Origin of the sequence: Planococcus sp. ISL-110 (assembly GCF_018613575.1) — a bacterium.
GTDB lineage: Bacteria > Bacillota > Bacilli > Bacillales_A > Planococcaceae > Planococcus.
Genome location: NZ_JAGGPX010000016.1, coordinates 104,255 through 116,833 on the forward strand (window position 1 = coordinate 104,255; position 12,579 = coordinate 116,833).

The following is a 12,579-nucleotide window of genomic DNA, read 5'->3' on the forward strand; positions in this document are numbered from 1 at the left end:
TCTAATCGCGTTTAATATAAAATCTTTTTCCACATATTCCGGCGTTGCTTCGGAAATATTCCATACGGCCGGTCTTCCGCAAAATCTTCCGGAAATCCGTTCAAGTCAAATGAATCTCGGACATTCGGCGGCCGCTCTTCGTATTGATATAGAAACTCGAAATCAATGACCTTCAATCCTTCAGACGTCAGCAGAATATTCCCCGGGTGGAAATCGATCAGCGCATAGCCTTTGTTATAGAAAAATTCGTTGATGCTGAAAATTTCCTGTTTATGCTTGCGTTTCAGAATCTGCTTTTTGATGTGCCAGCTTTCTGTCACTTTACGAGTCTTCAGATAAGGAACAATGATGTAATTCTCTCCGCTTTCGATCAGCTTCGGAATAAATTCGCATTCCTTGCTCAATTCCCCGTAAACGAATTTTTCACGTTCCAAAAACCGTTCCTTGCCGGCTTTATAGGTTTTTTTCACCGCTCGCTTTCCGTGGTATTCAATGACCTCCACCTTGGCGCGCCGCTTTTTTTCGGACACATCCGCAATCACTTTTTCCTGAGTCCGGTAAGCTCTGTCCCAGTCCGTGACAATGGTTTTGATTTCTTGGAGAAGATCTGGAGTGACAGCAGCGATGTAATCCAAAGCCTCAATTTCATCATCTGCGCTGTGAAGCGGATTGGCTCGTTCTTCTTTCGATAAGGAGAAATTGATCTCCGACCGCAGCTGCTCTTTCAGCAAATAATGCTCGTTCGAAACATGCGGATATTTTTTCTTCATTTTTGCACCTAGCGGTTTGGGATGATAATCATACATGATCAGCAAAGTGGCAGGCTTGCCGCCGCTCACCGGCCATGGGCCCTGCCCCCAATTGCCGCCTCTCATGCTCTGGGCAGCGTTTCTTTTCTGCTCTTCATCCAGTTCGACTGCACGGATGAGGCATAGGCCGTTCCGCTCGAACCAGTCAATGATTTTAGGGGTCAACTGCCGTTCCTCCGCCCATTCCCGAACGACAAACACCATCAATTCTCCATCTTTTTCGAAATTATGCTCATTTGATTTGATGATGGACTCCAGCCAGTTGCCGCTGACACCGATTAGTTTCCGGATGGTGTCTGTCGATGGCGCCCAGCCTTCTTCTTCCAGGAAATGATGGAAAGACTCCAGGCTAATTTCGTTCAGTTCGTTGCCCGTCTCTTGCGCCAGCTGCCGAAGAACCCCAGGATAATCGTGGTCCTGCGGAATTTTTTTGACAGCGCCTCCCGGCTTGGCGGGAATTCCCGACTTCTCGCCTTTGTGATAAACCGCATGGTACATCAGGCTGAGGAAATAATGTCGCTTAGACGGAACGGAATACTTGCCGTTCCACAATTCCCGTTGGTCCAATATCGTTTCAGCGATATAAGGAGGATAGTAGGCGATGTTCTTGAAGTTGCTTCCCGGCAGACCGCCCACGCTGTAAATATCAAACGGCAAAATGCCGATCCTTTCGTTCAATAGGTCCCGGACCTTTTCGATATGTTCATCTGAAATCAATAGATCCACGTCTTCATTCAGGTCCAGAAAAGGCAGTTCATCAAACCAGCGCAAAATCACATAATCGAGCTCTCGTTCATTGAGAAGCTCAAAGAAGTTCTCAAGCCCGAGTTCAGGTGACAGGTATTGCCGCGCTGCCTTTTCTTTTTGGTGATCTCGCTTGAAGATGATGCCCGTCCGGGTTACCCCCGAACTGTCGCAAAAATCCTCAAAACGGAAATCCCATTTTTTCTTACGAGCCAGCTTGTAAGCCCAAAGCGGCAGAAAGCTGGCCCGATCAATTATTTTGGAAGGAATAAAAAGGATCAGATCGGCTGAAGAATGAAAAGCATTTTTCAAATCCATAAAATCAGCCCTATTAATGATCAGCACTTCTGCGTTATTTTTATAGGTCAAGGTTTTTTCCTTTGCGTAATACAGGTCTGGATCCCTTTGGCTGCCTGGATTCCCTGTGCAGATTCCAAGATAATTGCCATAGCCGGAAGCGGCCAGCTGTTTTTTCAGATTGCTGGTTTCAGCATTGTACTCCAATACTTTCACTGTTTGTGTTTGCGGGTATGAAGCCCTTATAAATTCACTGATTGTCGTCCCTATTGCCATTCCCCTATTCCCCCTTGTCCACCGGCACCTGCGGCAGTCCGCATCCTATCATTTAGGCGCGTATTGCCTGTCGAAATACTGCTGGTATTCGCCGCTGATGATTTGTTCCCACCAGTCCTTGTTTTCCAGAAACCAATCGACTGTTTGGGCGATTCCTGCTTCGAAATCGTAGACCGGACTCCAGCCCAGCCCTTCGATTTTAGTCGGATCAATTGCATACCGTTTGTCATGGCCCAGCCGATCTTTGACAAATTCGATCAGGTCTTCCGATTTGCCTAAAGCCTGAATGATGGCGCGCACCACATCCAGATTTGTCTGCTCGTTATGGCCGCCGATATTATACACTTCACCAATTTTTCCGTCGTGCATCACCAAATCGATCGCCGAACAATGGTCCAGTACATGCAGCCAGTCTCGGACATTTTTGCCATCGCCGTAAACCGGAACTTTCTGGTCATTCAACACCCGCGAAATCGTCAGCGGAATCAGCTTCTCCGGAAAATGGTAAGGCCCGTAGTTATTGGAGCAGCGCGTAATATTGACCGGCAGTCCGTAAGTTTCATAATAAGCCCTGACCAAAAGATCCGAGGATGCTTTGCTGGCACTGTAGGGGCTGTTTGGCTGCAGCGGCGTACTTTCCGTAAAGAAAGTCGTCGGATCAAACTCCAACTCCCCGTACACTTCATCGGTCGACACATGGACGAACTTCTTGATGTTTGACCGTTTGGCAGCATCAAGCAATACCTGTGTCCCCAAAACATTCGTCCGGATAAAAATCTCCGGATCCGTAATTGACCGGTCGACGTGGCTTTCTGCTGCAAAATGGACAATATAGCTGAAATCCACCTGTTCGAACAATTCGCTGACCGCCTGGCGATCGGCAATGTCAATATGGACAAAGCTGTAGTTCTCCTCATTTTCAATTTTTTGGTGCTTGGTCAGATCTCCTGCATAAGTCAGCAAATCCAAATTATAAATATGGTACTGCGGATATTTATCGATCATGTATTGGACAAAATTCCCTCCAATAAAACCTGCTCCGCCAGTCACAAGTAGATTTTCCATACGGACGCCCCTTTTACGATTTATTAGGTAACAGCGATTTATTAGGCAACAGCGATTTTTCAGAAGCAATATCCAGCAGATACTGGCCATAATCCGTCTTTTTCAAAGGCTGTGCCAGTTCAATCAACTGCGATTGGCTGATATACCCTTTTCGATAGGCGATTTCTTCCAGGCAGGCAACATACAGCCCCTGCCGTTTCTGGATGGCTTCCACGAAATTGGAAGCTTCCAAGAGAGCTTCGTGTGTTCCTGTATCCAGCCATGCCAGCCCCCGGCCCATGATATTGACCTGCAATTCGCCCCGTTTCATGTACTCATCAACGACAGAGGTGATCTCTTTTTCCCCGCGTGCCGAAGGAGCGACACCTTTAGCGATTTCGACGACTTCATTATCAAAGAAATAGAGACCCGGAATCGCATAGGAGGATTTGGGCTGCTCTGGTTTTTCTTCAATGGAGATGACGTTCATTTCATCATCCACTTCCACCACACCATAGGCTCTCGGATCTGCTACATGGCAGCCGAAAATGATGCTGCCTTTTGTCAGCTCAGCCGATTCCTGCAGCCGGCTCCCGAAATCCGATCCGTAAAAGACATTGTCGCCGAGCACCAGTGCAACAGGTGAATCACCGATAAAGCTCTCGCCGATCGTAAACGCTTCAGCCAACCCGTTCGGTTCTTCCTGTATCGCATATTCGAGCTTGATGCCCAATTTTTGGCCGTTGCCGAGCAGGCTCAAAAATCCGGAGATGTCCCGTGGCGTTGAAATGATCAAGACTTCCTTGATTCCCGCAAGCATCAAAACAGACAGCGGGTAATAAATCATCGGTTTATCGTATACAGGCAGCATTTGCTTTGAAATCGATTTGGTCAACGGATAAAGGCGCGTTCCCGTCCCACCAGCTAAAATTATCCCTTTCATCATAGATCCCTCATTTCTTAGATTTGAGATAAACTCCTCTGAGTTACGTGCAGTTCCCGGATGATGCCGCAGATGGCCTCGACGGATTCAATCGGCAAGTCCCCATAATAGGGCATCGCCAGCACCTGCTGAACCGCCTGTTGGGCATGCGGAAGATTTTCCGGCCTTGCAGACGGCAGTTCGCTGTACCATTCAAAGTCGCTGCATAAAGGAGAAAAATACTTTCTCGCAAATACATTGTATTTCTGGAGTTCCTGGTGCACCGCATCTCTCGATTGGCCAAATGCCGCTTCATCGATTCCAATAACAAAATACTGGTAGCTGCTGGATTCATCTTCAAGAGTCGTCAAAACCCGGATGCCGTCAATATCCGCCAGGTTCTCTTCGTAGGCTTTTTTGATGGCGTGGCGCTTACTTCGCTCTTCCGGCAGTACCTTCAGCACTTCAAGACCAACTCCCGCCTGGACTTCATTCATTTTGGCGTTCAGACCGGACAGCACCACTTCCTCGGCATTGGCGAGCCCGAAGTTTCTCAGCAGTTCCAGCTGTTTGTCGAGCGCCGGATCGCTATAGGTCAAAGCCCCACCTTCAATGGTATTGAACAGCTTTGTCGCATGGAAACTGAACATCGTCATATCCCCGAAGCGGCTGACGGGTACGCCGTTTATCTTGGATCCGAAGGCATGGGCCCCATCGTAAATCACTTTCAGCCCGTGCTTATCGGCTATCGCCTGGATCTTTTCCACATCGCATGGGTTGCCGAATACATGGACTCCCAGAATGGCGCTGGTTTTTTCGGTGATCAATGCTTCGATCTTATCGGCATCGATGTTGAAGGTCACCGGGTCGATGTCGCAAAAAACAGGTGTCAGGTTGTTCCAGTCAAGCGCCTGCACCGTTGCAGGAAATGTAAACGGCGTCGTGATGACTTCACCTGTCAGCTTCAAGGCTTTCAAGCCCAGCAGCAAAGCCATAGTTCCATTGGAGAACATCGAGATGTGGCCAACCCCCAGGTATTCTTTGAGTTGGCGGCTCAATTCGGCATGCTGCGCGCCGAAATTCGTCAATTGCTTGCTGTCCCATACCTTTTTTATACGTTCCGTGACATCAGTGATATCCGGCAATAAGGGACGTGTAACATAAATCGGTTGTTCAAAAGCTTTAGCCATTCTATTCCCTCCCAGGGTACGAATCTGTATTCCCACAATTCAGCCCGTCTTAGCGGGTATTATCTTTTTTATTACCGGTACCAGCAATTCGTAGACAATATCGAACTCCTTAATTTTCAGCAGCCTGCAAATCACGATATAAAGCACCACACCGATTCCGATCTGCAGAACCAGCGTCAAAAGATCCGAAAACGGAAGGAGTTTGCCGATGCCGTAAACGGCCGCTCCCATCCCTAGTGAAATTGCATAAATCGGCAGCAGATCCCCTATCTGTTCCTTGGTGCCGTAAGAAATTTCCCGTCCTGAAAAGTAAATATTGATGAACAGGGAAATATACGAATCAAGAACAATCGTGATCACTAAAATGGTGATTCCCCAGTCCATCCAGATGACAATGAAGATCAATATCGTCGGCACGATGGTTTTGATGATTTCCAGATAAAGAAACAGATCCGAACGCCCCTTCACCTGTAGAATGTTCAAATTCAATGCGTGGATCGGATACAGCATGCCCGCTATGCACAGGAGCTGGAAATAAGGAATCATGGTCGCCCATTTCTCACCGAAGATCAGGAGAATCAACGGTTCTGCCACTGCCGCTACACCGATCATGATTGGAAAAATCAGAAACCCGGAGAGCTTGATGACTTTCTTGAAGCTTTGTTTCAGCCTTTCTTCCTGATCCTGGATCCCACTCAACACCGGGTAAGTCACCCGCTGGATTGTCGCCGTCAATGTCTGTGTTGCCACATCGCTGAATTTTGCGGCATTCGTGTAATAACCCAGGGAGGTCGCCGAATATTGCTTTCCAATGATCAGGTAATAAATATTGTCATAGGCCGTATCAATCAATCCCGAGACGAGCAGCTTCCAGCCAAATCCAAACAAACGCTTGAACGATGCCATACTGAAAACCAGTGAAGGCAGCCATCTTCTATAGAAAGCCAATAACATCGCCTGAATCCCATTCAGTGCCAGCATACGGACGACCAGGCTCCATACACCAAAGCCTAATAGCGCCATCGCAACTGCAACAATCCCCGACACCACACTTGCCGCCATGTTGACTTTCGCCTGAACTTTGAAGTCCACTTCCTTGGTGAACATCGCCCTCGGGATAATCGAGAATGCATTGATGATGACGCCCAATGCCAATACCCTAACAAGAGCCGTCAATTGATCTTGCTCAAAGAAATTGCTGATTAACGGTGCCGACAAGAACAGCACCCCATAAATAAAAATGGATACAGCCAGGTTAAAATAGAAAACCGTCGAATAATCGGTTTGATTGGCTTTTTGATCCCGGATCAGTGCTTGTGTAAAGCCACTGTCGACGAGCGAATTTGAAAGGGCGACGAACACCAGGATCATCCCGATCAGCCCGAAATCTGCAGGCGTCAATAATCGCGCCAGGATAATCTGGATAATAAACTGAACACCTTGATTGCCCATCAGATCCCCGAAGCTCCACAGCAGACCGCTGATTGTTTTTTTCTTCAATGAATTTTCCTGTTTCATCTGCCGGCTCCTAACGAAGAAAACTTTTATGCACATCGATTAGACAAAGTGCCTTAATGTTCAGAAATTTCAATTCTATTATTATTTAATCATATAAAGTAGGTAAATGACATCCGTTTCATCCTGATTCTATTAACCTCCATTCCGGATACACTACTTTGTGCTTATTTATATCTCTTGAATTTCATTCTAACATACCATAAGTCATAAATAACAGATAATTTAGATTATTTTTTTATTTTTATTATGCAAATTATTCCACTCTTTTTCATCAAATCGAAAATCCAACCCGTATCAAGCGACAATTCTGAGCAAGATTCTTCACTTAACTGTTATATCCTTCCTGTTTTTTGGAAGCATCATATGGGGGATACTATTTAAGCGTTTACAGATCAATTTTGCTGACTCACAGACACACAAAAAAGAGGAGATGGATTTCAACTTATTCCAACTCCCTTATATTCGATTGATATTCTAAATCCAAAAATTTACCCTTAACACCTTTCAAACACTTTCGGACACCCCCTTGCCCCAGGATGTTGGCATATCAGGATGACATATGAAAAGGCAGTTTCGAATAGCCGTTGTTGCCAGCTTTCGGAAACTGCCTTTTCTGTATTTTGTGGTTATGAAGAGAATTTTTTTCAGACGGTGATCCGTTTGAAGATCCGCTTAAAGAATTCAGGTTTCACATAGAACTGCCGGTAACCTTTTTTCAAAGTCTCTTTAATTTCCAGCTGCTTCAACAGAACATAGAAGCGATCACGTTTTTTGGTGCAGCTAATGACCTTATCGTATTTGAAATTAGTGAAGGCATTTACTTCATCGAGCAAGCTTGCGACATCCTGAAGGTGTTTTTGCTTCGCGGAGCTGTCAGAGAGCTGCACATCCGTCCAGGAGCCTTTGACTTCCACCCGGTATGCAGCCATATTCCGATCCATGTAATGGACCGTCCCGTTTAACGCCCCACAGATGACCAACGGATAGTCACCGATTGTGGCGTTCAGGTAATACTCCGGCATCTCGGGAATTTTATGGCGGGAATACATGATCGAATTGGTGGCGAACAGCTCCCCTCCACCTTCGATCACTTCTTCTACAGAATAGATTTTGTCTTTATGGCTTGGCCGAATAGCAGCGACGGTTTTCTTAGTTACTGCAGAGACCTTTTCTGCAGCATGTACGCACATGCTGCATTCGGGATGCGCCTCCATATAGTCCACTTGCTTTTGCAGTTTTTCCGGATCAGTCCAGTAATCGTCACCTTCACAAACCGCAGTGTACTTTCCTAATGCGCGTTCACCGTTAAACAACTCAAAAGGGATATTTTTTGAATACTGATTTTCTGTCTGGTAGATCGGTTTGACGATATCCGGATACTTTCGTTCATAGCTTCTGATGATTTCAGCTGTTCGGTCAGTGGATGCATCGTCATGAATTAAAATTTCATAGGCGAAATCCGTTTTCTGCATCAGCATGCTGTCCAATGCCTCGGCTATAAAATTTTCATGGTTATAACTGTTACACTCAATGCTCACCATTATCTCGTTTGCCATACATTACAGACTCCTCTACAGTTAAGTAAATTTCCGTTAGCCGCTCCAATAAATTGGCCCAAACCTCCACCACCCAGTTTAGCTGAACAGAATCCCAATAAATCTCCTATACAATTCGTATCTTAGCATAGAAAATAAATAAAATCGGATTATTCAGATAAATTAATAAAAAATTTACAATAATACAAAATTCTATCTATTATTCATCAGTGACAATAAAATTCTCTTGCTTATATTTTACTCTCAGCCCTTTATCGCGCAGAATCAGATTATTTTCCTCAACAGTGTTCCCTCGGACTATATGCCCGCTTCCGACATTGATATAAATCCCCCGTTCCGAGTTTTCCCGGGGACTGATAGCCAGATTATTAAGGATGCTGATATTGTGGCTTGGCGTCATCAAGTTCTTTCCTCCATCGCCGGGGCGCACCGCAATATTAAATTCATTATTATAGGTGAGATTCCCCTTAATCACATTGGATTCTGCACCGTTTTTAATATCGATTCCATAATAGAAGCCGCTGACCGTATTCTTTTCAATAGTGCTGTTTTTTTCACTTTCGACCGTAATTCCTTGCTGATCGGTAAAGCCTTTGCGATCTTCCATTACAACGCAGCCTTTGACCAGATTTTGTTTACCGCCACCGAATAGGGAAAGATGGCCGTCTCCCGAATTTCTGACAACACAAGATTCAATCGTATTGTAATCCGACGCAAAATTGATGATGCCGGAACCATAGTTAAATTCACTTGTCACATTTCGGATGACATTATCATTGGCGTGATGCAAGTGAATGCCTTGGGAATAGTTTTTCGTGTAAACATTTTCAATCGAACTTTTCTGGCTGTCCTGAAGCAAAACGGCAATATTGGAAACCAGCGATCCGCTCTCAGGCAATTTGTCCCCCATTAAAAAACCGCCCTTCAAATGGACATCCGCCGTAGCCATAATCCAAAATACGCCATATTCGCCCGCTGACTCTGTCTTGAAAATCGCCTGGTCCATAATGATGGTGATCGGCTTGGAAATTTTCAAGGCAAAATAACTGTCTCCGTATCCGGTACTGGCCTTTAGATCAGGATTTTTGGTCAATTTATAAATACCAGACGGAATGTGCAACTCCCCACCTATCGGAGTTTCATCAATAGCCCGTTGTATTGCTTGTGTGTCGTCCGCCACCCCATCACCTTCTGCTTCAAATTGTGTTTTTACATCAACCTTCTCTTCCGCAAAGAAAGAACTTTGCCCCATGATAAAAACAGCCGCCAATCCATAAATCCCCAGTATGCAAAAGAGCCAGCGAATGGTTTTCTTGTTGGTCATTAACATCTCTCCTTCAACCTAACCGCTATATCGATAGATTATGACATTGTTAACTACTGAATAATTCTAGTATAAGACAACCTTTCTTTAAATGCACATATTTCTGAATACTGTTTTTCTTAAAAAAATAGCCATTTACTTCGTTACTCTATCCTATAGCCTAAAATATCCCCTATATAGTTGGATAAAGAAATGACTTTCCCCCTCGCATTTACCTATAATATTCGCTATAATCGACACAACAGCCTATTTAATTGAAAATTTAGTTATATTACATAGGGAATTGAATTCTTTATAGCTGAACTGTTGTAGAAAAGATGAACTTTTATATTCGCTTAAAAAATATGAAGAAATGAGGTTTTATTTTGAGAGATTTATTTTTTGCAAAAGATTATGCCAAGCTTTATGAAGAGATTGAAGGAGGAAGCTGTGAGGTTTTCGAATTTGAACATCCCATTGGATCGGTCTATCATCAATTTATCAAAAGAGAGATTCCTATCCTACTGGAGGGAGGGCCTTATTTCGACCTTCTCACGCCTTATGGCTACGGAGGTCCCATCATTACTGAGTTAATGGACAAGACGCGCAAGGATGAACTGGTCACTCAATTCTCCCAGGCTTTTCAGGCTTATTGCCAGGAGCACAAAATCGTCAGTGAATTCGTCCGCTTTCATCCGCTTACCAGCAATGCCGAGGATTTCAGTTCCTGCTATAACGTCCTTTTCAGGCGCCATACTACAGGCGTCACTTTGAAAGGCTTTGAAGATCCGGTGCAGGAAGAATTTTCAGGCTCGACCCGCAAGAGAATTCGGAAAGCGTTAAAGGACGGTGTAACTTATCGGATTACAATAAATCCACCTGACTTAGATCAGTTTCAGGACATCTACATCAAAACGATGGAACGAGTCGGTGCTGAGGACTTCTATTTATTCGACGATGTATACTTTTCAAAAATTCTAGATAATTTGGGTGATCAGCTGATATTAGTCGAGGCTCTCTCAGACTCCCAAGTGATTGGCGCAGAGCTTCATTTCCACTCTGGTCCAGTTATCCATACTCACCTATCAGGCACCGTGGATGGCTTCAACCACTTGTCGCCTGTTTATGTCATGACCTACGCCATCGTGCTATGGGCCAAAGAACATGAAGTGGAATACATCCATTCCGGCGGCGGTGTTAACCCTGGTCACGATGACTCGCTGTATTTATTCAAAAAGAGATTTGGCAAGAATACTGAATTCGACTATTATGTTGGCAATAAAATCTGGAACGAAAAAATCTATCAGCAATTGGTTCAGGCGACAAATTCCAATTCAGAAAGTGGACTTTTCCCAGCATATCGGTGGACATAAAAGCAAAAATGAATAAACAACGAAATAAACGGTAAGCAGATAATCCTGCTTACCGTTTATTTCGTTTTATTGAGAATGGACCTGATCAGCCCATAGACCGTTTTCAGTTCAGTGATGTTCGCAATCCGGCAAGCGACGATGTAAAACAGGATACCGATAGCAACCTGAAGCAGCAATTGGAAGAAAATTGCTATTTCCAGGAGTCCGCCAAGTGCCCATACCACAGCACCCATCCCAAAGGACAGCAGGTAAATCGGCAGCAGATCCCGCAATTTTTCCTTGGCGGGATAAGCCACTTCCCGTTTGGAGAAATGGCTGTTGACGAAGAATTCCAGGTAGGTGTTCAATATAGCGGCACCGATTAGCCCGATGACGCCCAATTCCAGCCACACTGCCAAAAATAAAAGAATCGTCAATGAGATTTTATTGATGATTTCCAACAGCAGATACAGGTCAGATCTGCCTTTCACCTGAAGAATGCTCAAATCGAGAGCCAAAATCGGGTACAGCATCCCGGCTATAGAAAGCAATTGAAAATAAGGGACCATCGGCAGCCATTTTTCGCCGAACACCAGCAGCACTAAGGGTTCGCCAACAGCAGCCATTCCAACCATTACCGGAAAAATGAGAAAAGCAGCGAGTTTTGTGATGTTTTTATAAGACTGTTTTAAGCGCTCGTGCTCGTCCTGGATGCTGCTGAGAACCGGGTAGGTCACCCGCAGGATGGTCGCTGCCAGATTTTGCGAGACAATTTCGCTAAAACGGGAGGCATTCGTGTAATAACCCAGCTGTGCTGCGGAATACTGCCTGCCGATAATCAGGAAATAGACATTCGTATAGAAGGTGTCGATCAGTCCTGAGACGAGAAGCTTCCAGCCAAAACCAAACAAGCGCTTGAACGATGCGATGCTGAACACCAAGGAAGGAATCCACTTTTTCGATGCAGTGAAAAGAAAAGACTGAATAGCGTTCATCGACAATTGCCGCAGCACCAAACTCCAAACACCATATCCCGTCATCGCCAGCCCCACCGCAAGAACTCCCGATACGATACTGGCGCTCAAATTGATGGTTGCTTGCGCCTTGAAATTTACTTCTTTGGCGAACATTGCTTTCGGAATGACGGCAAATGCGTTGATGACAATCCCGATGGACAAGACCCGCACAAGAGACACCAGCTGAGGTTCGCTGAAAAAGCTGCTGATGGCGGGAGCCGCAGCGTAAAGAATGCCATAGATCAGCAGAGAAACGAACAGGTTAAAGTAAAAGACGGTTGAATAATCTGTTTGGCTGGCATTGCGTTCGCGGATCAAGGCCTGTGTAAATCCACTGTCGACCAATGAATTGGACAATGCGATAAATACCAGAATCATGCCGATCAAGCCGAAATGTTCCGGCAGCAACAGGCGTGCCAAAATAATCTGGATGAGGAACTGGATGCCCTGGTTGCCGATCAGGTCGCCAAAGCTCCAAAACAGACCGCCAATCGTCTTTTTTTTCAATGATGGTTGTGGTTCCATTTAACGCTCTCCTATCTCCAGTCCCTT

9 protein-coding genes are annotated in these 12,579 nt (G+C 45.2%); 1 reads left to right on the forward strand and 8 read right to left on the reverse strand.

Annotated elements, in window-relative coordinates:
- Positions 1-11: 11 nt before the first annotated feature.
- The 7 genes from J7I83_RS11755 to J7I83_RS11785 all read right to left on the reverse strand — a co-directional run bounded on the left by J7I83_RS11755 (position 12) and on the right by J7I83_RS11785 (position 9,680).
- Positions 12-2,126, reverse strand: coding sequence for a hypothetical protein (locus J7I83_RS11755; RefSeq protein WP_215100955.1), 2,115 nt, complete (start codon positions 2,124-2,126; stop codon positions 12-14).
- Between the two features lie 48 nt (positions 2,127-2,174).
- Complete coding sequence (rfbB, locus tag J7I83_RS11760) at positions 2,175-3,191, reverse strand: dTDP-glucose 4,6-dehydratase (protein WP_215100957.1); 1,017 nt, start codon at positions 3,189-3,191, stop codon at positions 2,175-2,177.
- A gap of 13 nt (positions 3,192-3,204) precedes the next feature.
- Entirely contained in the window at positions 3,205-4,113 is a 909-nt protein-coding gene (gene rfbA, locus J7I83_RS11765) for a glucose-1-phosphate thymidylyltransferase RfbA (RefSeq protein WP_215101081.1), read from the reverse strand.
- Between the two features lie 17 nt (positions 4,114-4,130).
- Positions 4,131-5,282 (reverse strand): DegT/DnrJ/EryC1/StrS family aminotransferase, encoded by a 1,152-nt coding sequence (locus J7I83_RS11770; protein WP_215100958.1) that lies wholly within the window; start codon positions 5,280-5,282, stop codon positions 4,131-4,133.
- Positions 5,283-5,321: 39 nt separating this feature from the next.
- The gene (locus J7I83_RS11775) at positions 5,322-6,800 is read right to left on the reverse strand and encodes a lipopolysaccharide biosynthesis protein (protein ID WP_215100960.1); all 1,479 of its coding nucleotides are present in this window, start codon (positions 6,798-6,800) and stop codon (positions 5,322-5,324) included.
- Between the two features lie 644 nt (positions 6,801-7,444).
- The gene (locus J7I83_RS11780) at positions 7,445-8,356 is read right to left on the reverse strand and encodes a glycosyltransferase family 2 protein (RefSeq protein WP_215100962.1); all 912 of its coding nucleotides are present in this window, start codon (positions 8,354-8,356) and stop codon (positions 7,445-7,447) included.
- Positions 8,357-8,555: 199 nt separating this feature from the next.
- Positions 8,556-9,680, reverse strand: a complete 1,125-nt coding sequence (locus J7I83_RS11785) for a right-handed parallel beta-helix repeat-containing protein (protein ID WP_215100964.1) — start codon at positions 9,678-9,680, stop codon at positions 8,556-8,558.
- Between the two features lie 365 nt (positions 9,681-10,045).
- Here J7I83_RS11785 and J7I83_RS11790 point away from each other — a divergent pair, with 365 nt between their 5' ends.
- On the forward strand, positions 10,046-11,032 hold the full coding sequence (locus tag J7I83_RS11790; protein WP_215100966.1) for a GNAT family N-acetyltransferase: 987 nt from the start codon (positions 10,046-10,048) through the stop codon (positions 11,030-11,032).
- Between the two features lie 56 nt (positions 11,033-11,088).
- On the opposite strand, the gene J7I83_RS11795 is transcribed toward J7I83_RS11790, so the two are convergent.
- Positions 11,089-12,552 carry a lipopolysaccharide biosynthesis protein gene (locus J7I83_RS11795; RefSeq protein ID WP_215100968.1) on the reverse strand — a complete coding sequence of 488 codons (1,464 nt, stop codon included), beginning with the start codon at positions 12,550-12,552 and terminating at the stop codon, positions 11,089-11,091.
- Positions 12,553-12,579: the final 27 nt, after the last annotated feature.

Bases quoted from the DNA above. Each gene is read 5' to 3' on its own strand.
- J7I83_RS11755 (WP_215100955.1), bottom strand. From the start codon at position 2,126: ATGGCAATAGGGACGACAATCAGTGAATTTATAAGGGCTTCATACCCG.
- rfbB (WP_215100957.1), bottom strand. From the start codon at position 3,191: ATGGAAAATCTACTTGTGACTGGCGGAGCAGGTTTTATTGGAGGGAAT.
- rfbA (WP_215101081.1), bottom strand. From the start codon at position 4,113: ATGAAAGGGATAATTTTAGCTGGTGGGACGGGAACGCGCCTTTATCCG.
- J7I83_RS11770 (WP_215100958.1), bottom strand. From the start codon at position 5,282: ATGGCTAAAGCTTTTGAACAACCGATTTATGTTACACGTCCCTTATTG.
- J7I83_RS11775 (WP_215100960.1), bottom strand. From the start codon at position 6,800: ATGAAACAGGAAAATTCATTGAAGAAAAAAACAATCAGCGGTCTGCTG.
- J7I83_RS11780 (WP_215100962.1), bottom strand. From the start codon at position 8,356: ATGGCAAACGAGATAATGGTGAGCATTGAGTGTAACAGTTATAACCAT.
- J7I83_RS11785 (WP_215100964.1), bottom strand. From the start codon at position 9,680: ATGACCAACAAGAAAACCATTCGCTGGCTCTTTTGCATACTGGGGATT.
- J7I83_RS11795 (WP_215100968.1), bottom strand. From the start codon at position 12,552: ATGGAACCACAACCATCATTGAAAAAAAAGACGATTGGCGGTCTGTTT.